We start from the raw sequence: 23,379 nt of genomic DNA, 5'->3' as shown, positions 1-23,379 counted from the left end.
CGGTGACGGGACCACCACCGCCGGGCCATTGGAGACGACCTGGGATATCGGCCGGGACATTCGGATACGAGCCAGGGAGAACACCGACCTGCTCACCCCACGACTGGCGAAGATCCTCCAACGGGACTGGCGTGCCTACGAACGCGCCCACGAAGACGCGCTACGTCTCCACGCCGAAGAGAACACCAGACCCCGCCAGGAACGAGCCGCCGAGCAGCGCCGTGCCGCATGGGCAAAGGCCTACTCCCACCGCGGAGGACGCCGGATCATCCCACCCAACCCCACCCACGACGAAACCGAACCACCGTTCTAGCCCAGGCCCAGGCCCAGGCCCAGGTCAGGCCCAGGCCCAGGCGCAGCAGCAGTCGCGGGCTCAGATGTCCCGGAACGTCTCGATCCGAGCTCCGAGCTTGTTGAGCCGGGCCGCCAGATCCTCGTAGCCACGGTTGATGACGTAGACGTTGCGCAGCACCGAGGTGCCCTTCGCGGCGAGCATCGCCAGCAGGATCACCACGGCCGGGCGCAGCGCCGGCGGGCAGACCAGCTCCGCGCCGCTCCACCGCGTCGGCCCCTCGATGAGCACTCGGTGCGGATCCATCAGCTTCACGTTCGCACCGAGCTTGGTGAGTTCGGTGAGGTAGATGGCGCGGTTCTCGTACACCCAGTCGTGGAGCATCGTCTGCCCCTCCGCGGTCGCGGCGATCACCGCGAAGAACGGAAGGTTGTCGATGTTCAAGCCGGGGAACGGCATGGGATGGATCTTGTCGATCGGTGCCTTCAGATCCGAGGCATGGGTGGTGATGTCCACCAGGCGGGTCTTCCCGTTCTCCGCCAGGTACTCCTCGGAGCGGTCGTACTGCAGGCCCATCTCCTCGAGCAGCGCGAGCTCGATCTCCATGAACTCGATCGGGACCCGGCGCACCGTGATGCTCGACCGGGTCACGATCGCGGCGGAGATGAGGCTCATCGCCTCGATCGGGTCCTCGCTGGGGGCGTAGTCGACGTCGGTGGAGATCGCGGACTTCCCCTGCACGCGCAGCGTGGTGGTGCCGATGCCCTCGATCGTCACACCGAGCTTCTCGAGGAAGAAGCACAGGTCCTGGACCATGTAGTTCGGGCTTGCGTTGCGGATGACGGTCTCGCCGTCGTAGAGCGCCGCGGCCAGCAGTGCGTTCTCGGTGACGGTGTCGCCGCGCTCGGTGAGCACGATCGGGCGCCGCGGCCCGGAGATCGGGGAGGTGCTGGCCTGGTAGTGGTGGTCGGTGGCCACCACCTCGAGACCGAAGTGGCGCAGCGCCGACATGTGCGGCTCGACCGTGCGGGTGCCCAGATCGCAGCCCCCCGCGTAGGGGAGCTGGAACTTCCCGGCGCGATGCAGCAGCGGACCCAGGAACATGATGATCGAGCGGGTGCGGCGGGCGGCGTCCGCGTCGATCGAGGAGAGGTCCAGGGTTGCCGGAACGCGCAGTTCGAGGTCGTTGTCCGCATTGAGCCAGGTGGCCTTCACGCCGATCGACGTGAGCACCTCGAGCAGCCGGTTGACCTCCTCGATGCGCGCGACCTTGCGCAGCACCGTGGTTCCCGTGTTCAGCAGCGACGCGCACAGCAGAGCAACGCCCGCGTTCTTCGACGACTTCACATCGATCACACCGGAGAGGGTGGTCTCGCCCTGCACGCGAAGGTGGCTCGGCCCGGAGGTCCCGAGGCCCACGAGCTCCGAGTCGAGCGCCGACCCGATCCTCGAAATGGTCTCCAGCGTGAGGTTCTGCTGACCCTTCTCGATGCGGTTCACGGCGCTCTGGCTCGTGCCGAGCTCGGTGGCGAGCTGGGCCTGGGTGAGGCCGGAGTGCTGACGGGCGTCACGGATCAGAGTGCCGATCCGTGCCAGGTAGTCCTCGTTCTCAGTCATCCAGCGACCGTAACTCACAGATGAGATATCTGCTGTTGAGTGGGGGTGCGGCGATGCTCACGTTGCCACATTGCGCCTGGTGGCGGTCACCCGCTGATCAGCAGCGGGAACCGGCCCCCGGCCAGGAGCACCCGCTGGGCGAGAGCCGGGTCATAGGGGCGCACCCGCAGTGGCATGCCCGCCTCCGCCGGAGTGCGGTCCGCCTTGCGGTTTTTGCACTCTTTGCAGGCGGAGACCAGATTCGTCCAGGACGACGGGCCTCCGCGAGAGACCGGGAGGATGTGGTCCACAGTGGCGAGCAGGCCCTCGCACGGTGGGCTCTTGGAGACGGGCCGCCCGCAGTACGCGCAGGTCCAGCGATCCCGCTCATGGATCGCCCGATAGGAGAAGCCGATCGAGCGCTGCCCAGCGCCCTCCACCCAGGCCCCGCTCAGCTCACGGGTGAGCTCGAGAGCAGTGGGGAGGATCCTGTCCTGGACGATCGTGAGCTCGACCGGGTTCGCGACCTCCCGCCGGATCATGCCGAAGGCGTGGCGCACGCTGGTGGTGTGCAGGAGCTCGCCGATCCCGGTCTCGGGGTCGAATCCGAGGTTGTAGACCCGCACCTGTGCCATCGAGTCACCTCCGATGTTCGGCTGCTGCGTGCAGCCCGGAACCGGTGTGCAGCTCGTGATGCTCGAGGCCCCGGGCATCTCCAGTGTTGTCGATCACAGCCTCCAGGGCCATCGAATTCTTGCGGACGGTCGGGTGGCCGCGGCCTGCACGGCAACCGAACACTGCGTGTCGCCCTGCGCGCCGCGGTCCTAGGATCAGGGGTGGGAGTCGAACAGCTCGAGCTCGTCGCCGTCGTCGGCGTGCTGCTGATCGTCGCGTCCTCCTACTTCGCCGGGAAGTTCGGAGTTGCCACTCCGATCGCGCTGGTGCTACTCGGGCTGGGTCTGAGCTTCCTGCCCGGGATGCGGGCCCGCATCGAGCGCTGGTTGCAGAGGCATCACGCCGACTCCCGTTTCTACGCCGGCAATGGGCTGGGCCTGCGCGGGGGAGCGGTGATCGCATGGGCCGGGATGCGCGGTGTGGTCACCCTCGCCGCCGCCCAGTCGCTGCCCCTGGACTTCCCCTACCGTTCGCAGCTGGTCCTGCTCGCCTTCGTCGTGGCACTGGTGACCCTGGTGGGCCAGGGCGGGACCCTGCCGCTGCTGATCCGGGTGCTCGGCATCCGCGGCACCGATGAGGAGCAGGCCCAGCGCGAGCTCTCGCTGCTGCTGGGGGAGCTGCGGGAAGCCTCCGCTGTCCAAGTCCTCGACAACCCGGATCTGAAGCGGCGCGGCGGGGAGCCCTTCGACAGTGCAGTGCTGGAGAAGGTGCGGCAGCTCCACAACCGCTCCGCAGAGCCTGGTCGATCCGGTGCCCCGGAATCTCCGGAGGCGCAGCTGCCGGAGCTCACCCAGCTGCTGCTGGAAGTCCAGCAGGACGCCCTCAATGAGGCGCGCTCGATCGGGGCTTACGACTCCGGCACCATCGCCCGTGCTCAGCGGATGCTCGATGCGGGCGCCGCGCGGCGGGGCGGGCTGTGAGCGGTCGCTGGCATGAGGGGGCTCGTGGCGTCATGCTGGAGGGATGATGGACGAGCAGCAGGCACAGCAGCGCGAGCGGGAGCTGGTGCTGTCGGAGTACGGGACCTGGAGGGTCACGGCTGATGACGATGCCCCGGCCGTCGAAGAGGTCCGTACGCTCGAGACGCTGCTGCGGCTCAAGGCAGATCAGCTGAACAGCGCCGATCCCGGGCATTGGACCGAGGACCTCGTCGTCGAACTGCTCACCGAGGTGGTCCCGCGCACCGTGATCCAGCCACGTGAGCAGGTGATGGACATGGTGCCCACGCTGAAGCGGTTCTTCACCTATCTGCGTGAGACCGGGCGCTGGGATCCCGATTCGATGAGCGTCGACGCGGTGCCCGCGAAGCTCGCCGAGCTCGAGTTCGCGGCCCTCGAGGCGGCCGATGACCCCACCCGCCGCTCCTTCTCCACCAACATCCTGGGCTATGGGATGAGCCTCGGCATCGATCTCGAGGACGAGCAGGAGCTCGCCGCCTATATGCACTGGTACAACTCACTGGCCGACGAGGAGCGTGTCGCCTTGAGCGAGACCGGCCGGCTCGATGCTCCCGCACGGCCCTACGACCGCCTTGCCGCGCTGAGAGCTGTGCAGGAGGAGGCGGAGATACCGGCGGGCTGGCCCTGGTTCCTGCCGGAGCCTTCCGCCTCGCGCGAGGCGCTGATGTCGCTCGACCTCGAGCAGGACGCCGAGGACTATGCGACCAACAGCTTCGTGCGCTGCACCGTCGCACTGCTGGAGTTCGTGGGCCAGGGGAGGCGGGTGACCGCCACCGGTGCGCTCGGGCGGGCGGACGCCGCTGCGCTGTTGGCGCGGTGCGGGCTCGAGCGGAACGTCCGCAGCATGTGGGACCACCCGGAGATCGTCGGCCCCTGGGTGACTCTGCGAGACGGCGGCTGGCTCGAGGTCAGCGCCGGCCGGGTGCATCGGGAACGGGGCCCGATCCCCTTCGTCGCTGCTGCGGAGGATTCTGCCGGGTTCGTCGAGTTCGGCCATGCGGTGCTGACGGCGCTGCTGCTGGGAAGGGATGCCCGGGACGTCGAGGACGGCGGCTTCCGGGGGATGCCGGACACGCTGGCCGCCCTGATGATCGCCTGCCGCGAGGGTGGACTGCGGATGCAGGACCTCCGCAGCGCGGACCCGGCGGTGCTCGAGGACCGCGAGGAGGTCGCGCGGTGGATGCGGGTGAGGCACGACCTGGAGGGGCTGGTGGCGCTCGGGGCGCTCGAGCAGGACCAGGACCTCTTCACAGGCTCGGAGGCGCTGCTGGTGGCGGTGGTGGCGCTGCTGCGCGACTGAGCGCAGACAGGTGACTCATTGGACACTTGTCCAAGTCCTCCTAGGGTGGGGAGATGGCATCCACCGCAGAGCCCGTCGCCGTCCCTCCGATCCGCCGCCTCCAGCTCATCGCCATCACCCTGGTCGGGCTGCTCGCCGTGCTGACCTTCCTGCTCTCGATCGCGATCGGCGGAGACGCGGGAGCGACGCTGAACACGGTCGCCGGCGGGCTCGGGATCCTCTGCGCGGTGATCGGCGTCAGCTTCGCCGTCGTGGGGAATCGGCGATGATCGTCCTGCTCAGCGTCGTCGGCGCGATCGCGGTGCTCTGCTTCGTCCTCTTCCTGGCCCTCGGGCTGCTCAAGGGCTGGGGCGACCCCAGCGCCCGGCTGCTGCTGCGGGCAGCCGGGGGACTGGGCATCGTGTGCGCCGTGATCGGCGTCCTGCTCCCCGTGCTGGGGAGCTGAGTCCGGACGCTCAGCGCACGCCGCGCATCGCGGTGCCCACGGGCTTGGCGATCAGCAGCATGAGCAGGCCGATCGCGATCGTGACCGCGCCCAGCGCGCCGAAGTACCCCACCTCGTTCTCCGCCGAGTAGAAGGTCGCCAGCGATCCGGACAGCGAGGTGCCCAGCGCGACCGAGAGGTTGTACAGCGCCATCATCATCACCGGGTAGGCCCGCGGCGCCAGCTTGGTGGCGAGCGAGAGCCCGACGGGGGAGAGCCACAGCTCGCCGACGGTGGCGACCAGCATGATCAGCGCGATCCACATCACCGGCACCTTGACCACGGACGCCATCGGCAGGAACAGCAGGAACGCGGTGCCCATCAGGATGATGCCCACGCCGAACTTCCGCGGCGTGGAGGGCTGGCGCGGGCCGAGCTTCGTCCAGACCGCCGCCAGCACCGGGGCCAGCGCGATGATGAAGAACGGGTTGAAGGACTGCACCCACGAGATCGGCATCGTCCAGCCGAAGATCTCGCGATCCAGGCGAGTGTCCGAGTACAGGGTGATCACGGTGAACTGCTGCTGGAACAGTGCGAAGAATGCGGCGGTGCCGATGAACAGCGGGATGAACGCGAGCACCCGGGAGTGCTCGTCGGCGTCGAGCTTCTTCGAGGCGAGCAGCAGAGCGAAGATGACGATCGCGCCGACCACCGCGAGGCCCGCGACGACGGTGGCGAGGTTCCCGGCGTTCAGCGTCCCGGTGAGTACCAGCACCAGCACCAGCGCCACGGTGCCCGCGGCGATCCCGGCCCACAGCGGGTACTGCGAGCGCGGCAGGGGATCGGGCACGGCATGGACGCTCTCGGGCAGGCCCTTGCGGGTCAGCGCGTACTGGAGCAGGCCCACGGCCATGCCCACGGCCGCGAGGGCGAAGCCCAGGTGGAAGCCCCACAGCTGCTGTGCGAAGCCGGTGATCAGCGGGCCCAGCAGGCCGCCGATGTTGATGCCCATGTAGTAGATCGAGAAGCCTGCGTCGCGTCGCGGATCATCACGCGAGTAGAGCGAACCCACCAGGGTCGCGGCAGTGGACTTCAGTCCGCCCGAGCCGACGCCCACCAGCAGCAGACCGGTGATCAATCCGGGGATCCCGGGCAGTGCGGCCAGGGCGATGTGCCCCAGCATGATCATCACGGCGCTGCCGAAGAGGGTCTTCTCCGGGCCCAGCAACCGGTCCGAGACCAGTGCGCCCAGGATCGAGAAGAGATACACCGAACCGCCGTAGGCGCCGACGATGCCGAGCGCGACGGTCTCGTCGATCCCGAGCCCGCCCTCGGTGGCGGCGAAATACATGTAGATCGCGAGGATGCCCTGCATCCCGTAGAAGCTGAAGCGCTCCCACAGCTCGACGCTGAACAGGTTCGCCAGCGGTCCCGGCTGACCCAGGAAGCTGCGGCCGGAGGGGTTGTGCGGATCCACGCCGGGAGGGGTGGGATCCAGTGCAGGGCCGTCTGAAGAATTCACGGTGAGCCATCTTGCGACATGTGGTATCGCAATTCAACACAGGGGGCGGGCTGTGTGATACGTCAGTCGCCGAGAACGGCAGAACCTCGCTGCGCCGGTGACGGGGAGAGGTCCGGCAGCTCCCGGATGCCGAACTCGTGCGCGAGGACCCGGCGCGCGGCGTGCCAGCCGGACATGCCGTGCACCCCCGGTCCCGGCGGGGTCGCCTGGGAGCACAGGTACCAGCCGGTCTCCGCCAGGCGATAGGGATCCAGGCGCGCGGTGGGACGGGCGATCATCCCGGTCATCGTGACCCGGCCCATGGAGATGTCGCCGCCGACGAGGGCAGGGTTGTGGAGGGACATCTGCGAGGCGGGGATCCCCTGGGAAGCGACGATCAGGTCGCGGAAGCCGGGAGCGAAGCGCTCGATCTGGCGGGTCACCAGCTCCGTGGGGTCGGTGGTGTCCCCGGCGGGCATATGGGCGTAGGCCCAGAGCGGGCGCAGTCCGCCCTGGATCCGGGAGGGGTCCGCGATCGATGGATCACTGACCAGCGCCATCGGATGCTCGGGCACGCGCCCCGCGGCGACCTGCGCCTCGGCGTGCGCCATCTGCGCGCGAGTGCCGCCGAGGTGCTGGGTCCCGGCCTCACCCACCTCGGGATCCCGCCAGGGCACGGGGCCGGACAGCACGAAGTCGACCTTCGCCGCGGCATCGCCATGGGGGAAACGGCGCAGCGCCCGTTCGAGCGAGGCCGGCAGCCGGTTCGCGAGGATGTCCGCCGCGGCACCCGCCGGGGTGTCCAGCAGCACCGCCCGAGCGGGCGGCACATCACGCCAGGTGCGCACGTGATGGCCGGTGAGGATCTGCCCTCCATGGGCCTGCAGGTCCTCCACCAGGACATCGATGATCGACTGCGAGCCGCCGACGGGGATCGGCCAGCCGACCCCGTGGCCGATCGCGCTGAGCAGCCCCGCGGTCGCCGACAGCGCGAGCGAGGGCAGCGTGCCGATGGCATGGGCGGCCACGCCGCCCAGCAGGGCGCGGGCCCGCTCGGTGCGGAAGGGCAGATTCCACGCCGCGGTGCCCTGGAGGCCGATCAGGGCGCCGAAGACCGGCGCGGCCAGCAGCGTCCGTGGGGTCAGCAGCGCCGATGGGATCGAGCGCTTGTCCCCGAGGGCGAGCTCGACGACCAGGTCCTGATGGCGGGCGAGAGTGCCGACGGTGGCGCGCCAGGCGGGGCCGTCGGCGCCGAGACCGTCCACGGTGCGCTCGAGGTCGTGCCAGGCGATCGCCGCGGGCTGACCGTCCAGGGGCTGGGCGTAGGAGGCGGTCGGGGCGATCGCCCGGACTCCGCGGGCCTGCACGTCGAAGGCCTCGAAGAAGGGGCTCGCCAGGGCCAGGGGGTGCGCGGCGGAGCAGATGTCGTGCACGATCCCGGTCGCCAGGCCGAGATCGAGGGTGCGGGCACCGCCACCGATCGTCGGCTGGGACTCGAGCACCTGCACCGAGAGCCCGGCCCGGGCGAGGGTGACGGCGGCGGCGAGGCCGTTGGGTCCTGAACCCACCACGACCGCGTCGACCTCTGGCAGGGACTGTGTGCTCATCGGCCCAGCCTAGAGGAGGTGCGATCTCCCTCCCCATTCATTTACGTAAGCGGCACGTAGCGTAAACTGGACCACATGCAGACCACCACTGAATCGCCTGCCCCCGCCGAGACTGCCGCGGAGCGCTCCGCGCGCCGTCCCCAGTCCCAGGCCGTGCTGGAGGTGCTGAGCAAGACCCGCATCTCGCCACGCCTGCTGCGCCTCACCCTCGGCGGCGAGGGCTACGCCGCGCTGAACCGCAACGAGCACACCGACGCCTACGTCAAGCTGCTCATCGCGGACCCGGCGTCCGGCCTGCAGCCCCCGTATGACATGGAGGCGCTTCGCGAGCACAGCCCGGAGCTGCTGCCTGCGCGCCGCACCTACACCGTGCGCCGCTGGGATGACGAGAACCAGCGTCTCGAGCTCGACGTCGTCCTCCACGGCGACGGGCAGGACAACGGCGTCGCCGCCCGCTGGGCCGACGAGGCACAGCCGGGGGAGCGCATCGCCATGTCCGGTGCCGGCGGTGGCTACACCCCGCAGCCGGAGACTCGCCGTCACCTGATGATCGGCGACCACGCCGCCGTCCCCGCGATCGCCGCCGCCCTTGAGACGATGGCCCCCGGTGCGGTCGGCACGGTGCTCATCCAGCTCGAGAGCGAGGAGGACCGCCTCACGCTCGAGCATCCCGCCGGGGTGGAGCTGAACTGGCTGATCGGCGAGCGCGAGCTGCTGGTCGATGCGGTCGCCGCGCTCGACCTCACCGACCACGACGGCCTGCAGGTGTTCTGCCACGTCGAACGGGGCATCACCAAGCAGCTGCGCCGGGTGCTGGTGAAGGAGTCCGGCATCCCTCGCGCGCAGATCTCGATCTCCGCCTACTGGGCCCTGGGGCGGATCGAGGACCAGTTCCAGGCCGAGAAGCGCGAGCCGGTCGGCCGGATCGACGACTGAGGCCGGGCGCCCCCGTGGATCTCATCATCGGCGCGGACGAGCTGGCCCGCCCTGCCTGGGCGTCCACGCACGACGACCTGCGCCTCTACTACGACACCGAGTGGGGCATGCCGGTGCGGGACGAGCGCGGCGTCTTCGAACGGCTCGCGCTCGAAGGCTTTCAATCCGGATTGAGCTGGGCCACGATCCTGCGCCGCCGGGAGGGATTCCGGCGGGCCTTCGCGGGCTTCGACGTCGACGCCGTCGCGGGCTTCGGGCCCGAGGACGTCGAGCGCCTGCTGGGGGATGCGGGCATCATCCGGCACCGCGGGAAGATCGAGGCGACCCTCTCCAATGCGCGGGCGACGATCGCACTGCGGGACGAGCGGGGACCGGGGACCACGCTCGCGGATCTGGTGTGGTCCTACCGGCCGGCGCGGACTCCGCTGCCCCGCACCCCGGCGGAGGTGCCCACCACGAGCGTCGAATCGGTGGCGCTGGCGAAGGAGCTCAAGCGCCGCGGCTTCCGGTTCGTCGGCCCCACCACCATGTTCGCGCTGATGGAGGCGCTGGGGGTGGTCGACACCCACCTGCTGGGCTCCCATCGCCGGGGCAGCTCGGGGATCTGGGCCGCCGACGGCACAGCAGTCGACGGCACAGTGGTCGCGGAGGGCCATAGTCCGTCATAGATCTCGCGCGCCGTCCCCGCGCCGTCCGACGATGATCCGGTGAGCACCGGAGACCTCGAGGAGGCGTCATGAGCACGGCAGGGATACACGCGGGATGGGCTCCCGCCGTCGACGGCCATCACGCGCTGACGCCGCCCGTCTACACCTCGAGCGCCTACGCTCAGACCTCCCACTCCGCGCTCAAGGCGCTGTTCGAGCGGCGCGCCGAGGGCTACGCGTACTCCCGCTCCGGGAATCCGACCACGGCGGTGCTCGAGCAGCGGATCAGCGCACTGGAGCACGGGATCGGCGCGATCGCCGTCGCCTCGGGCCAATCCGCGACCACGATCGCGCTGTGTGCGCTGGCCGCCCCCGGGGGGCACGTGGTCGCCTCCTCACGGCTCTACGGAGGCACCACCGAGCTCCTCGACGACACCCTCGCCGACTTCGGTGTCACCTGCACGGTCGCGGATCCGTGGGATCTCGTCGCCTGGGAGGCCGCCTTCACCGAGCGCACCCGGGCGGCGATCGTGGAGTCCATCGCGAATCCGGGCGCCCAGCTGGTGGACCTCGCCGCGCTGACCGCCATCGCCCATGCGCATGGCGTCCCCGTGGTCGTCGACTCCACGCTCGCCAGTCCCGCCCTCTACCGGCCCGGGGAACACGGCGCCGATCTGGTGGTGCACTCCGCCACCAAGTACCTGTGCGGGCACGGCACCACCATCGCCGGGCTGATCGTGGACACCGGCCGCTTCGATCCGCGCCGACGACCCGAGCGCTGGCAGCGGCTCACCACCCCGAACCGGCGCTTCGGCGTGACCTTCTCCGACGAGTACCGGCGCGGAGGTTCCGGCCTGCTGGCCTACGCCCGCGCCAAGTACGTCACCGACTTCGGCACCGCCCTGCCCGCCGCGAGCGCCCAGCAGATCCTGGTGGGCATCGAGACCCTCGACCTGCGGATGGGCAAGGTGAGCACGGACGCTGCGGTGCTCGCCGGCCGGTTGCACGGGTTGCCGGGGGTCGTCGCGGTGGAGCATCCCACGACTCCCGGTCGGCCCGACGCGCACCTCGCACAGCGGGACTTCCCGCGGGGCACCTCCGGGGTGTTCTCCCTCGAGCTCGCCGGGGGAGAGGCTGCGGCCGCAGCCTTCTGCGATGCGCTGTCGCTGTGGACGATCGCAGTGAACCTCGGGGATGCCCGCTCGCTCGTCTGTCACCCGGGGACCACCACCCATTCGCATCTCACCGCAGCTCAGCGCTCGGCCTGCGGGGTGGAGCCGGGCACAGTCCGGCTCAGCGTCGGGCTCGAGGACCTCGAGGACCTGTGGGCAGACCTCGCCCGAGGGCTCCAGGCGGCCCGCGAGGTGAGCACGGCGGTGCCGGCGGCGGCGTGAGCCCGGTCGCTCCGGGGAAGCACCCATGGGTGCGGGCCGTTGTGCCTGTCATGGAGACAGCTGTGCGCACCGTGGACGTGGTGGTGATCGGCGCCGGGCAGGCGGGGCTCTCCGCGGCATATCACCTGCTGCGCCGAGGCAGGCTGGACGTGATGATCCTCGACGCGGAGGACGGGCCGGGCGGGGCCTGGCGACACCGCTGGGACAGCCTCACGATGGCGACGGTCAACGGGATCCGTGAGCTGCCGGGGATGCCCGTCGTCGAAGCGGCAGGTCATCTGGCCGCCAGCCGTGCAGTGCCCGCCTACTTCGAGGACTTCGAGCGTCGCTTCGAGGTGCCGATCGAGCGCCCGGTGCGCGTGACGCGGGTGGAGGACGATCCGTCGGCCGCTCCGGACGCCGGTGGCCAACTCCCGCTGCTGGTGCACTCCGTCGGAGCCGGCGGTGAGCGGCGTCCGCCCGTGCGGACGCGCGCCGTGTTCAACGCGACCGGCACCTGGACCCGGCCGTTCCGGCCCACCTACCCTGGAGCGGCGAGCTTCCGCGGCCGCCAGCTGCACACCGCCGACTATCGCCGCGCCGAGGACTTCGCCGGGAGGCGGGTCGGAATCATCGGCGGCGGCATCAGCGCCCTGGGCCATCTGCTCGAGATCGCCGAGGTGGCGGAGACCTTCTGGTACACGCGCCGGGAGCCCGTCTTCACGGACCGCCCCTTCACCGAGGAGGTGGGGCGCGAGGTCATCGCCGGGGTGACGGAACGGGTGCGGCAGGGGCTGCCGGTGCGCAGCGTCGTCTCCGCGACCGGACTGGCCTGGACCCCGGAACTGCGAGAGGCTCAGCGCCGCGGGATCCTCGAGCGTCGGCCGATGTTCACGGCCATCACGCCGGACGGGGTGCAGGAGGCAGATGGTTCAGCGAGGTCGCTGGACGTGCTGCTGTGGGCGACCGGGTTCCGACACGAGCTGCGCCATCTGCGGCCGCTGTCCCTGCACAATCGTCGCGGAGGCATCATGATGGACGGCACCGCCGTGGCCCGTGATCCCCGGATCCATCTGATCGGCTACGGCCCCGGCGCCTCGACCATCGGTGCCAACCGTGCTGGCCGGGCCGCCGTGAAGCGCCTGGTCAAAGACCTCGCCGCCGAGCGCCAGCCCGCCTAGGGTGGAGGCCATGGACGAGACGCCGCAGACCCTGCCCCCACTGCCCGAGGATGGGGTGCGGCGCGTGCTGTGCATCGTCGCCCATCCCGACGACATGGAGTACGGGGCCTCGGCCGCCGTCGCCGCCTGGACTGCAGCCGGGGTCGAGGTGAGCTACCTGCTGCTCACCCGTGGTGAAGCCGGGATGGCCGAGGAACCGGATGTCGTCGGCCCTCTGCGGGAGCGGGAGCAGCGCCGGGCCTGCGAGATCGTCGGGGTCTCCGATCTGCGGTATCTCGATCACCCGGACGGGATGCTCGAGGGCTCTCTCGCCCTGCGCCGGGACATCGCCCGGGTGGTGCGGACAGTGCGGCCGGACCTGGTGCTGACGACGAACTTCGAGGTCGAGGCGTACGGCGGCCTCAACCAGGCCGACCACCGTGCGGCCGGTCTCGCCGCGGTGGACGGCACCCGCGACGCCGCGAACCCGTGGGTGTTCCGGGAGCTGGGTGAGGTCGAGGGGCTCGAGGCGTGGAGCGCCCGCGCCCTGCTCGTGGCCGGACATCCTGCGCCGACCCATGCCAAGAGCGTCGACGCCGGGCAGGTGCAGGCGGCGGTGGACTCGCTGCGCGCCCACGAGGCGTATCTCGCCCACGTTGCGGGGCACCCGCTGCCCGAGGAGTTCATCCCCGGGATCCTCACCGGTGGGGGAGAGGCCGCAGGGAGCGAGCACGCGGTGGTGCTGCGGGTGTTCGAGCTCTGACCTCCGACCGCTGAGCGCCACTGACGCGCCACCGACCGCTCGGTCGTCGTTGGTTGCCGGTCTCGGCGGCGGGCTCCTACGGTGGAGGCACCAGGCACGATCTGCCTCGAAAGGAGTCACGATGAGCACCCTGCACGACGGCCTCGCACTCGACCAGGTCCCAGAACTCGCCGCCCAGCTGCGCGTCGACTCGATCCGCGCCTCGACGAGCGCTGGGTCCGGCCACCCCACCTCCAGCCTCTCCGCCGCGGATCTGCTGGCCACCCTCATGGCGCGGCATCTGCGCTACGACTGGGACGCCCCCGAGGCTCCCGGCAACGACCATCTGATCTTCTCCAAGGGCCACGCCTCACCGCTGCTGTACTCGGTATACCGAGCCGCCGGAGTCATCAGCGATGAGGAACTGATGGAGGGCTACCGCCGCTTCGACCAGCGACTCGAGGGCCACCCCACCCCGGTGCTGCCCTGGGTGGACGTCGCCACCGGCTCGCTCGGGCAGGGACTGCCCGACGGGGTCGGCATCGCACTCGCCGGCAAGCACCTGGAGCAGGCCCCCTACCGGGTGTGGGTCCTCACCGGGGACAGCGAACTGGCCGAGGGCTCCATGTGGGAGGCCTTCGCCACCGCATCGCACTATCAGCTGACCAACCTGGTCACGATCGTGGACGTGAACCGGCTCGGCCAGCGCGGCGAGACCGCGCTCGGCTGGGACCTCGGCACCTACGCCGCCCGGGTCGAGGCCTTCGGCGCGAAGGCCGTGATCATCGACGGGCACGACGTCACGAAGATCGACGAGGCGCTGGCGCTGGCCGATGGCGAGCTCGAGAAGCCGCTGGTGATCCTCGCCCGCACGATCAAGGGCAAGGGCATCCCCGGCGTCGAGGACGAGAGCGGCTGGCACGGCAAGCCGATGCCCGAGGAGAAGTCCGAGGAGGCGATCGCGACGCTCGGCGGCGAGAGGTCCCTGCTGGTGCGCGGCCAGAAGCCGCCCGAGATCGAGCCGGCCGACCGCACCCTGCGCGGCACGGTGGAGCTGCCCACCTTCGAGAGGGGCGAGGAGGTCGCGACGCGGAAGGCCTACGGTCCGGCGCTGGTCGCCCTCGCGAAGGTCGATCCCCGGGTGGTCGCCCTGGATGGGGAGGTCTCGAACTCCACCGGTGTCGCCGACTTCGTCGAGGCCTATCCCGAGCGCTTCTTCGAGATGTTCATCGCGGAGCAGCAGATGGTCGCGGCGGCCACCGGGCTCTCCACCCGCGGATACCTCGCCTTCGCCTCGACCTTCGCCGCCTTCCTCACCCGTGCCGCCGACTTCCTCCGCATGGCCCCGGTCTCCCGGGTCGACCTGCGACTGGTCGGCTCCCACGCGGGGGTCGAGATCGGCGCCGACGGCCCCTCGCAGATGGGCCTCGAGGACCTCGCGATGATCGCCGCGACCCAGGGCTCGACCGTGCTCTACCCCAGCGACGCGACGTCCACGGCAGCACTGGTGGTGGAGATGGCCGACATCCCAGGGGTGAGCTACCTGCGCACCACACGCGGTGGATATCCCGTGCTCTACGGGCCCGAGGAGTCGTTCCCCGTCGGCGGGTCGAAGACCCTGCGCAGCTCCCCGGAGGATGCCGTCACGCTGGTCGGCGCCGGGGTGACGCTCCACGAGGCGCTGGCCGCCGCGGAGGCCCTCGCCTCGCAGGGGATCAGGGCCCGGGTGATCGACGCCTACTCGATCAAGCCGATCGACGCCGAGGGCCTGCGCGAGGCCGTCGCCGCGACCGGTGGGCGGATCGTGGTGGCCGAGGACCACCACGCCGAGGGCGGTCTGGGCGCGGCAGTGCTCGCGGCGCTGGCCGCCGAACCGCTCACCGACCTGCACCTCAAGCACCTCGCCGTCGACGGCGTGCCCGGTTCCGGCACGCCCGCGGAGCTGCTGGACTGGGCCGGGATCGACGCCGCGCACATCGCCGCGGCGGCGCGGGCCACCCTGGAGGGGTGAGCGCCCGGGCCGCTCAGCCGCCGTTCCGGCGGCGCCGCCCGAGCTCGAGGGAGTCCATGTCCTCCAGCTCGCGGTCCTTCGTCTCCGGCACCCAGAGGAACACGAAGACCAGGCTCAGCAGTGCGAAGGCCGCGTAGATGCCGTAGGCGAAGGTCAGCCCGATGTTCGACAGGGTCGGGAAGGAGGCCGAGACGGCCCAGTTCGCACCCCACTGCGCCGCCGCCGCGACGGCGAGGGCGGAGGCACGGATCTTGTTGGGGAAGATCTCGCCCAGCAGCACCCAGACCAGCGGGCCCCAGGTGGTGCCGAAGAACATCACGAAGGCGTTCGCGGAGATCAGGGCCACCGTGGACCACGGATCGGGCAGCGCGATCGTCTCGGTGCCCGGGGCGACCTCCCCGAACGAGAAGGCGAGCGCCATCAGCCCCAGCGACACGGTCATCCCGGCGGAGCCCACCAGCAGCATCAGGCGCCTGCCCACCCGGTCCACCAGCAGGATCGCGATGATCGTCGCCACGATGTTCATCACCGAGGTGATGGTGCTGGTCAGCAGGGCCTGGGATTCGTCGAAGCCGACGGACTGCCACAGCGTGGTGGAGTAGTAGAAGATGACGTTGATGCCCACCAGCTGCTGGAACAGCGACAGCAGGATGCCCAGCCAGACGATCGGCTTGAGGCCGAACCGCCCACCGAGCAGGTCACGAAGGCTCTCCTTGTCCTCCCGCTCGAGCGTCTTGCGGATCTGCTCGATCTTCAGGTTGACGTCGAGCTCACCGGTGTAGTCGTAGAGCACCTTCGAGGCGCGATCCAGTTCTCCCTTGCCAATCAGGTAACGCGGTGATTCCGGCAGGAACAGCGCCATGATCCCGTAGATCGCCGCCGGGACCGACTCGATCATGAACATCCAGCGCCAGGCGGCGACCCCGAACCAGAACGACTCCGCCGCGCCTCCGGCGGTGTTCGCGATCACGGCGTTGGACAGCAGGGCGACGAAGATGCCGAGCACGATCGCCAGCTGCTGCAGCGAGCCCAGCCGGCCGCGGAACTTCGCCGGGGCGACCTCCGCGATGTAAGCGGGGGCGATGACGCTCGCGGCACCGACGCCGAGACCGCCGACCACGCGCCAGATGATCAGGTCCCAGACCCCGAAGGCCAACCCGGAGCCGATCGCGGAGATGAAGAACAGGGTCGCCGCGATCACCATCACCGGGATCCGCCCGTAGCGGTTCGAGAGGGTGCCCGCGAACCAGGCGCCGACGGCACAGCCGAGCAGGGCGGAGGAGACGGCGAAGCCGGTCAGGCCCGCGCCGAGCGAGAACTCGTCGGAGAGGGCGTTGACGGCGCCGTTGATGACCGAGGTGTCGAAGCCGAACAGGAAGCCGCCGACGGCGGCCGCCACGCTGATGACGACGACCTTGGGGTTCAGGCTCTGGGACGGTGCCTGGCCGCCTCCGGACCGTGCTGCGGGTGTGGACATGATGCGTCGCCTCCCTGCCGAGGATGTGAGGTGCTCCACAGTATCCCCTCGTAGGGCGTCCCTTCATCAGTCAGCGGGAGCGGCGCACCTCGGCGGCATGGGCGTCCAGGATTCGGAGGATCCCGCGATGCTGCCAGACGCGGTTCCGCGAGCGGCCGGTCGCCTCCCGGAGCGCCCCGGACTCCGTGAGCTGAGCCAGCGCGCGCTGCGCGGTCATCGGCGGAGACCGGGGCGGTGGTGGTCAGCAGCCCTTTGCCGCTGAGCATCGCGTGGACCAGGGCGCGTCCGGCGCGGCCATTGCCGTCGGTGAAGGGGTGGAGGGTCTCGAACTGTGCATGGGCGATCGCGGAGTGGAGCAGGATCGGCAGGTCATCCCGTGCGATGAAGGCCAGGAGGTCCTGCAGGGCGGCGGCCGACGGGAGGCACGGACACCGGGGTCGCCGGATATGTGCTCACACACGCACTGCAGTAGCACTTTGGTGAGAAAGTGTGACTACAGAAGGCTGGGAGTCACATGTCGGGCTCAGGCCTCTGCCGCGGCCTCGAGGCGCTCGAGCTCCGCCGCGGCCGTCTCCGGGTCGAGCTTGGTGAAGATCGGGGTGGGCTTGACGACCTGCTGGCCGACGCCGACGGGATGGTGCCCCCAGGCGGGCACGTCCGTGTAATCCCCGGTGATGATCGGGTAGCCGGGCCCGCCGTCGAGATCCTCGACCTCGTCGATGCGCGGCATCGGTGCGATCTGGCGCGTCCCACCGAGCGCCTTCTCGACCGCATTCGCGGACTGCGGCAGGAAGGGGGCCAGCATGGTGTTCAGGTCGGTGACGGCCTGGGCGAGCACATGCAGCACGGTGAGCAGGCGGGGACGCTGCTCCTCCGCCTTCATCTTGAACGGCTCGGTGCGGGAGACGTACGCATTCGCCTCGCCCACCAGGCGCATGATCTCGGCGATCGCCGCCCGCTGACGGTGCGCCTCGATGAGACCGCCGACGGTCGTGAAGCCCTCGCGGATCTGGTCCAGCAGCGCGGTGTCGATCTCCTCGAACTCCCCGGCGGCCGGGATCTCGCCGACGTTCTTCGCGATCATCGCGGCGGTGCGGTTGACGAGGTTGCCCCAGCCGGCGACCAGCTCGTTGTTGGTGCGGGAGACGAAGTCGACCCAGGTGAAGTCCGCGTCATGGGTCTCCGGCCCTGCTGCGGAGATGAAGTAGCGCAGGGCATCGGGCTGGTAGCGCTCGAGCACATCGCGGACGTAGATGACGATCCCCTTGGAGGAGGAGAACTTCTTCCCCTCCATGGTGAGGAACTCGCTGGAGACCACCTCGGTGGGCAGCTTCAGCTCGCCGAACTTCCCCGGCGCGCCGCCCTTGTCGCCCTTCCCGTTCTGGGCGAGCATCTCCGCCGGCCAGATCTGGGAATGGAAGACGATGTTGTCCTTGCCCATGAAGTAGTAGGCGAGGGTCTCGGGGTCGTTCCACCACGTCCGCCACGCCTCCGGGTCACCGGACCGGCGCGCCCACTCGATCGAGGCGGAGAGATAGCCGATCACCGCGTCGAACCAGACGTACAGACGCTTGTTCGGCTGGTCCTCCCAGCCGGGCACAGGGATGCCCCAGTCGATGTCTCGGGTCATCGCCCGCGGCCGGATGTCCTCGAGGATGTTCTGGCTGAAGCGGATCACGTTCGGGCGCCACAGCCCGGTGGCCTCACGCTCGTCCAGCCAGTGGCCCAGCTCCCCGGCCAGGGCCGGGAGGTCGAGGAACCAGTGGGAGGTCTCGATGAACTTCGGGGTCTCGCCGTTGATGCGCGAGACCGGGTCGATGAGATCCGTGGGGTCCAGCTGGTTGCCACAGGTGTCGCACTGGTCGCCGCGCGCTCCGCCGGCACCGCAGATCGGGCAGGTGCCCTCGATGTAGCGGTCCGGCAGGGTGCGTCCTGTCGAGGGGGAGATCGCGCCGGAGGTGACCTGCTCGACCATGTAGCCGTTGTCCCGCACCGTGACGAACATGTCCTGCACCACCTGGTAGTGGTTGCGGGTGGTGGTGCGCGTGAACAGGTCATAGGACAGGCCCAGTGCCACCAGATCCTCGACGATCAGGCGGTTGTTGCGATCGGCGAGCTCGCGAGCGCTGATGCCCTCGGAGTCGGCGGCGACCAGGATCGGGGTGCCGTGCTCATCGGTGCCGGAGACCATGAGCACGTCGTGGCCGGCCATCCGCATGTAGCGGGAAAAGACATCGGAGGGGACGCCGAAGCCGGCGACGTGGCCGATGTGGCGGGGACCATTGGCATACGGCCAGGCGACTGCGGACAGGACTGTGCTCATAGCAGTCGATTCTAGAGGAGGGGCGGGCGCCCCTTAGCCCGCGCGATGCAGGATTGCCTGCCAGCCGACTGACTCGGCACCGCGCACGTGTCCCTCGGAGTCGTCGAGCAGCACGATCTGCGAGGGAAGCATCTCCGTGCCGAGGACCCGTCGAGCCCGAGCTCGCGCAGTTCCGCAGGGACCCGGTCAGTGCCGTTGGCCAACACGAATACTGCCGTTCCCCCGGTCGCGGAATCTCCGCAGCTCGGCGAGCACCCGGCGCTCGATCTGCGCTGGTCGACCAACTCGCGCAACTGCTGCAGGGAGGGAGTCATGACCGTCAACGTAGGGGTGACACAGGGAGGAGATATTCCCGTGACGCTTTCGGTCGGGTGTGCCTAGGATGGAATCATGTGCTGCCGAATCTCCAGCGCGATGCTGATCGCGCGTCCCCGCGCCCGCCGCTGACGGCGGCGCCCCACCACACCCTCACGCCGTCGTCCGGACCTCCACCGGGCGGTACTTCGCCATGCCCGGTGCACCCCACCACCGGAAGGCACCACATGACTCAGCACACCCACCCGCTGCCGAGCACCGGCACCGCGCACCTGCGCGCCCGCGATCTGCGCCTGGCCCGCGGCGGCCGCGTGCTCCTGGACCACGTCGATCTCACCCTGGCCCCCGGCGAACGGCTCGCCGTGGTCGGCGAGAACGGGCGCGGCAAGACCACCCTGCTCGAGGCCCTCGCCGGGATACTCGAGCCCGACGCCGGGACCGTCGAGCGCCACGGCACGCTCGGGATCGTCCGGCAGGAGCTCGCCACCGGCGCGGACGACGGCGAGGCCCTGCGTACCGTCGGTGACCTGTTTGACGAGCTGCTCGCCCGCCCGTTGGAAGCCCTGGGCGAGCTCGATGACGCCGCCGCGGCGCTCACCGAGGACACCGTGGCGGCGGCGCAACGCTACGACGAGGCGCTCGCCCTGGTCACCGCGCTGGATGCCTGGGACGCACTGCGTCGATTGGAGGTCGCGCTCGAGGAGGTCGGGGCCGTCACCGACCGTGCCCGCCCGCTCGCAGCGCTGTCGGTCGGGCAGCGCTACCGCGTGCGCCTGGCCGGGGTCATCGCCGCCCGCGACGACCTCCTGCTGCTGGACGAGCCCACCAACCACCTCGACTCGCGAGGACTCGAGCACCTCGCCCGCGCCGTGCGCGAGCATCCCGGCGCCGCCGCGCTCGTCTCCCACGACCGGACGCTGCTGGAAGACGTGGCCACCGCGTTCCTCGACCTGGATCCCACCCGCGATGCCCGGCCCCTGCTGGTCAGCGGCGGTCTCGAGGCATGGCAGGAGGCGAGGAGACGCCACCGCACCGCCTGGGAGGACGCCTACCGTGCCCAGCAGGAGCAACAGGACCGGCTGCGCTCGCAGGCTGACGCCGCCCGCTCGCGCCTCTCCACGCGGTGGCGGCCGGACAAGGGCACCGGGAGACACCAGCGGCAGTCCCGCGCCCCGGGCATCGTGCGCGCGATGAACGAACGCATCGACCGGCTCGAGGAGCACCGCCTCGACGTGCCGCCGCCCCCGCCGCGACTGCACCTCTCGGCAGCGGGGACCGCTGCCGGCACGCCGCTGCTGCGGGCCGACGCGGTGCGTGTCGATGACCGGCTGGGGGAGACCACGCTGCGGCTCGAGGGCGGGGACCGTCTGCTGGTCGTCGGCCCCAATGGCGCCGGCAAGACGACGCTGCTGCGGGTGCTCGCGGGAGAGCTCGCGCCGACCTCGGGATCCGTGCGGGTGCTCGGCCGGACGCGACTCGGGCTGCTCGCCCAGGAGGATGCACCCCTCGGGGTCCATCGCGGCAGTCCGGGGGAGCGGCGTCGTCGAGCGCTGGCCGGGCTGTTCCGTGAGCGTCCCGATGTGCTGCTGCTGGACGAGCCCACCAACCACCTCGGCATCAGCGGGGTCGACGACCTGCTCGAGGGTCTCGAGGCCTCCCCGTCGGCCGTCGTGGTCGCGACCCACGACCGCTCCGTGCTGCGGGCGCTGGCGCACTGGCCGCGGCTCGAGCTCGGGAGCTGAGGCTGCCGGTGATCGGGGTGGACGCAGCAGAGAGGGTGTCCGCCCCGATACGCTGGTGCCATGAGCAACGAAGGACTCGCCGCCGCGCAGCAGAAGATGGCCGATGAAGGGGTCGCACAGACTGCGATCGACGTCTTCTCCCACTATTACGAACAGCTCGCGCAGGGCGTCACGGGCACCATCCCTGAGGACACGATCGACCCCTATCTCGATCCCCCGCTGCTCGAGGACGTGAAGATCGACGTCGGTCACGCCAAGCAGGTCTTCGACCAGCTGGCGATCATCAACCTCAACGGCGGGCTCGGCACCTCGATGGGCCTGGACCAGGCGAAGTCGCTGCTGCCCGTGCGCGATGGCAAGAGCTTCCTCGACATCATCGTCGAACAGGTCCTCGCCGCGCGTCGCGGCACCGGCTCCCGCCTGCCGCTGATCTTCATGAACTCCTTCCGCACCCGCGAGGACACCCTCGAGGTGCTCGCGAAGTATCCCGACCTGCCCGTCGGCGACCTGCCCCTGGACTTCCTGCAGAACAAGGAGCCGAAGCTGCGGAAGGACGATCTCACCCCCGTGGACTGGGAGGCGGACCCCTCGCTCGAGTGGTGCCCGCCCGGCCACGGCGACATCTACACCGCGCTGCAGACCTCCGGCCTGCTCCAGCAGCTGCTGGACGCCGGCTTCAAGTACGCCTCCGTCTCGAACTCGGACAACCTCGGCACCGTGCCGAGCCCCGTGATCGCCTCCTGGTTCGCCTCCACCGGCGCGCCCTATGCCGCAGAGCTGTGCCGTCGCACCCCCGCCGATCGCAAGGGCGGTCACCTCGCGGTGCGGAAGTCCGACGGCCGACTCATCCTGCGCGATACCGCGCAGACACCCGAGGAGGAGATGGACTTCTTCACCGATGAGCATCGCCACCCGTTCTTCCACACCAACAACCTCTGGTTCGACCTCGAGCAGATGGCCGCGGTGCTCGCAGAACGCGACGGCATCATGGGCCTGCCCCTGATCCGCAACGAGAAGACGGTGGATCCGGCCGACAAAGCCAGCACCCCCGTCTACCAGATCGAATCCGCGATGGGAGCGGCGATCGAGGTGTTCGACGGCGCGACCGCGATCGTTGTCGGCCGCGACCGCTTCCTGCCGGTCAAGGCGACCAGCGATCTGCTGCTGGTGCGCTCGGACGCCTACACTCTCGACGAGCGGGCCGCGCTCGTGCAGCAGGTGGACACGGTGCCCGCGGTCTCGCTGCACAGCGGTGCCTACAAGCTGATCCAGGACTTCGAGCCGCGCTTCCCGCACGGGGTGCCCTCGCTCAAGGAGGCCAGCAGCCTGGATGTGCAGGGCGACTGGACCTTCGGAGCCGATGTCTCTGTGATCGGGGACGCCGTGCTCGGCGAAGAGGGCGGCGAGGTCCCCGAAGGGGCCCGCGTCGGCACCGCCACTGCTGGCTGACCCCTCCGGGCCCTGCCGCGAGATCGACGTTCGGACCATATTCGGTCAGCGAAGTTGTACCGAACGTCGATCTCGCCGAGCACTGGGACCTCGGTGAGCGTTGTGCCTGATGATCAGCGGCACCAGCGCTCTCTCCTTGTGGAGGATCCGCCACGTCCTGCCGCTCACCTGCGGGTTGTGGAGCGTCATAGGGTCTACGGCGTCGGGGGCCGATGCTGTGGAGATGACCGGCAGACCACGTCCGCTCCCACCTGCTCTTCCCTTCCCTGTTTTCACGACCGCCGAAGCACGGGACGCGGGCGTGTCCGCGTCTCGCCTCCGGGCAGCGGATGTGAGATCACTGGACCGAGGACTCTGGGCACTGGCGGAGCGGCCAATCACCGAGGCGGACATCGTCGCCGCGTTCTGTCGGCGGGATCGAGACACCTTCGCAGCGGGCCTCACCGCCGCGCGACTCTGGGGCATCCCGCTGCCTGGAGTCCTGGCGGATGAGGTGGTCTGCGTCCCGCTCACCTCGCGACGCGTGAATGGCCGATCGGTGCCCCGGCCCCGGGGCCGCACGGTGGACATCCGGATCCATCTGGCATCCTAGGCACCGCCACGGCGAGGTTCCGCGCTGGTGCGGTGGAGTCGTCTCGAGATCACCCCGATGTCGCTGGATCATCAGCCGGCAGTGCAGGTCACGAGTCGGATCCGCACCCTTGTCGACCTCTCCGGGGTGCTTCGCCACGAGGCGCTCGTCGCGATCGGAGATCACCTGGTCCGCCAGCCGCGGCCAGAGTACGAGGGGCGGTCGGTCCCCTATGCGGCTCTCGAGGAGCTGCTCGAGGCGGCCAGCTCCTTCCACGGA

The 23,379-nt window shown here is 70.1% G+C and carries 19 protein-coding genes and 2 pseudogenes; 14 read left to right on the top strand and 7 right to left on the bottom strand.

The window, feature by feature from the left end; translation table 11 throughout:
- A pseudogene (locus ACT3SQ_RS16780) lies at positions 1–313 on the top strand (HNH endonuclease); the annotation flags it as partial.
- Positions 314–373: 60 nt separating this feature from the next.
- Here the strand turns inward: ACT3SQ_RS16780 and ACT3SQ_RS16775 are convergent.
- Positions 374–1,909 (bottom strand): UDP-N-acetylglucosamine 1-carboxyvinyltransferase, encoded by a 1,536-nt coding sequence (locus ACT3SQ_RS16775; RefSeq protein ID WP_444592529.1) that lies wholly within the window; start codon positions 1,907–1,909, stop codon positions 374–376.
- Positions 1,910–1,995: 86 nt separating this feature from the next.
- The gene (locus ACT3SQ_RS16770) at positions 1,996–2,523 is read right to left on the bottom strand and encodes an HNH endonuclease (protein ID WP_444592530.1); all 528 of its coding nucleotides are present in this window, start codon (positions 2,521–2,523) and stop codon (positions 1,996–1,998) included.
- Between the two features lie 201 nt (positions 2,524–2,724).
- Between ACT3SQ_RS16770 and ACT3SQ_RS16765 the strand changes: the two genes are divergently transcribed.
- Genes ACT3SQ_RS16765 through ACT3SQ_RS16750 form a run of 4 tightly spaced genes read left to right on the top strand, consistent with a single transcriptional unit; the run spans position 2,725 to position 5,267 of the window.
- Positions 2,725–3,483 (top strand): hypothetical protein, encoded by a 759-nt coding sequence (locus ACT3SQ_RS16765; protein WP_442332434.1) that lies wholly within the window; start codon positions 2,725–2,727, stop codon positions 3,481–3,483.
- A 46-nt stretch (positions 3,484–3,529) separates the two neighbouring features.
- Positions 3,530–4,822, top strand: coding sequence for a hypothetical protein (locus ACT3SQ_RS16760; protein WP_444601454.1), 1,293 nt, complete (start codon positions 3,530–3,532; stop codon positions 4,820–4,822).
- Positions 4,823–4,875: 53 nt separating this feature from the next.
- The gene (locus ACT3SQ_RS16755) at positions 4,876–5,091 is read left to right on the top strand and encodes a hypothetical protein (RefSeq protein WP_444601453.1); all 216 of its coding nucleotides are present in this window, start codon (positions 4,876–4,878) and stop codon (positions 5,089–5,091) included.
- The gene (locus ACT3SQ_RS16750) at positions 5,088–5,267 is read left to right on the top strand and encodes a hypothetical protein (RefSeq protein ID WP_442332436.1); all 180 of its coding nucleotides are present in this window, start codon (positions 5,088–5,090) and stop codon (positions 5,265–5,267) included. The genes ACT3SQ_RS16755 and ACT3SQ_RS16750 overlap by 4 nt, the downstream gene beginning before the upstream one ends.
- A gap of 10 nt (positions 5,268–5,277) precedes the next feature.
- On the opposite strand, the gene ACT3SQ_RS16745 is transcribed toward ACT3SQ_RS16750, so the two are convergent.
- Both ACT3SQ_RS16745 and ACT3SQ_RS16740 read right to left on the bottom strand, forming a co-directional pair.
- Complete coding sequence (locus ACT3SQ_RS16745; protein ID WP_442332437.1) at positions 5,278–6,768, bottom strand: peptide MFS transporter; 1,491 nt, start codon at positions 6,766–6,768, stop codon at positions 5,278–5,280.
- 62 nt (positions 6,769–6,830) lie between these two features.
- The gene (locus tag ACT3SQ_RS16740; protein ID WP_444601452.1) at positions 6,831–8,354 is read right to left on the bottom strand and encodes a phytoene desaturase family protein; all 1,524 of its coding nucleotides are present in this window, start codon (positions 8,352–8,354) and stop codon (positions 6,831–6,833) included.
- Between the two features lie 75 nt (positions 8,355–8,429).
- Here ACT3SQ_RS16740 and ACT3SQ_RS16735 point away from each other — a divergent pair, with 75 nt between their 5' ends.
- The 6 genes from ACT3SQ_RS16735 to ACT3SQ_RS16710 all read left to right on the top strand — a co-directional run bounded on the left by ACT3SQ_RS16735 (position 8,430) and on the right by ACT3SQ_RS16710 (position 15,223).
- Positions 8,430–9,290, top strand: a complete 861-nt coding sequence (locus ACT3SQ_RS16735; RefSeq protein WP_441442887.1) for a siderophore-interacting protein — start codon at positions 8,430–8,432, stop codon at positions 9,288–9,290.
- A 23-nt stretch (positions 9,291–9,313) separates the two neighbouring features.
- Positions 9,314–9,958 carry a DNA-3-methyladenine glycosylase I gene (locus ACT3SQ_RS16730; RefSeq protein WP_444601455.1) on the top strand — a complete coding sequence of 215 codons (645 nt, stop codon included), beginning with the start codon at positions 9,314–9,316 and terminating at the stop codon, positions 9,956–9,958.
- 68 nt (positions 9,959–10,026) lie between these two features.
- Complete coding sequence (locus tag ACT3SQ_RS16725) at positions 10,027–11,331, top strand: O-acetylhomoserine aminocarboxypropyltransferase/cysteine synthase family protein (RefSeq protein WP_442332439.1); 1,305 nt, start codon at positions 10,027–10,029, stop codon at positions 11,329–11,331.
- 50 nt (positions 11,332–11,381) lie between these two features.
- Positions 11,382–12,491 (top strand): FAD-dependent oxidoreductase, encoded by a 1,110-nt coding sequence (locus ACT3SQ_RS16720; protein ID WP_444601451.1) that lies wholly within the window; start codon positions 11,382–11,384, stop codon positions 12,489–12,491.
- A gap of 10 nt (positions 12,492–12,501) precedes the next feature.
- The gene (locus ACT3SQ_RS16715) at positions 12,502–13,233 is read left to right on the top strand and encodes a PIG-L deacetylase family protein (RefSeq protein WP_441442891.1); all 732 of its coding nucleotides are present in this window, start codon (positions 12,502–12,504) and stop codon (positions 13,231–13,233) included.
- A 121-nt stretch (positions 13,234–13,354) separates the two neighbouring features.
- Entirely contained in the window at positions 13,355–15,223 is a 1,869-nt protein-coding gene (locus ACT3SQ_RS16710; RefSeq protein WP_441442892.1) for a transketolase, read from the top strand.
- 13 nt (positions 15,224–15,236) lie between these two features.
- On the opposite strand, the gene ACT3SQ_RS16705 is transcribed toward ACT3SQ_RS16710, so the two are convergent.
- From ACT3SQ_RS16705 to metG, 3 genes are all read right to left on the bottom strand, one after another.
- Positions 15,237–16,700 carry a sugar porter family MFS transporter gene (locus tag ACT3SQ_RS16705; protein WP_441442893.1) on the bottom strand — a complete coding sequence of 488 codons (1,464 nt, stop codon included), beginning with the start codon at positions 16,698–16,700 and terminating at the stop codon, positions 15,237–15,239.
- 70 nt (positions 16,701–16,770) lie between these two features.
- Complete coding sequence (locus tag ACT3SQ_RS16700) at positions 16,771–16,917, bottom strand: hypothetical protein (protein ID WP_441442894.1); 147 nt, start codon at positions 16,915–16,917, stop codon at positions 16,771–16,773.
- A 306-nt stretch (positions 16,918–17,223) separates the two neighbouring features.
- Positions 17,224–19,023: a methionine--tRNA ligase gene (gene metG, locus ACT3SQ_RS16695; protein ID WP_441442895.1), complete on the bottom strand. Its 1,800-nt coding sequence runs from the start codon at positions 19,021–19,023 to the stop codon at positions 17,224–17,226.
- A gap of 542 nt (positions 19,024–19,565) precedes the next feature.
- Between metG and ACT3SQ_RS16690 the strand changes: the two genes are divergently transcribed.
- The 3 genes and pseudogenes from ACT3SQ_RS16690 to ACT3SQ_RS16680 all read left to right on the top strand — a co-directional run.
- Positions 19,566–21,080, top strand: coding sequence for an ATP-binding cassette domain-containing protein (locus ACT3SQ_RS16690; RefSeq protein WP_441442896.1), 1,515 nt, complete (start codon positions 19,566–19,568; stop codon positions 21,078–21,080).
- A gap of 60 nt (positions 21,081–21,140) precedes the next feature.
- The gene (locus ACT3SQ_RS16685; RefSeq protein WP_441442897.1) at positions 21,141–22,529 is read left to right on the top strand and encodes a UTP--glucose-1-phosphate uridylyltransferase; all 1,389 of its coding nucleotides are present in this window, start codon (positions 21,141–21,143) and stop codon (positions 22,527–22,529) included.
- A gap of 619 nt (positions 22,530–23,148) precedes the next feature.
- Positions 23,149–23,379, top strand: a pseudogene (locus ACT3SQ_RS16680) (hypothetical protein); the annotation flags it as partial.

Origin of the sequence: Brachybacterium sp. AOP42-C2-15, assembly GCF_052377065.1 — a bacterium.
Lineage (GTDB): Bacteria > Actinomycetota > Actinomycetes > Actinomycetales > Dermabacteraceae > Brachybacterium.
The sequence above is the reverse complement of the archived record's forward strand: the minus strand, read 5'-3'. Positions and strand labels throughout refer to the sequence as shown.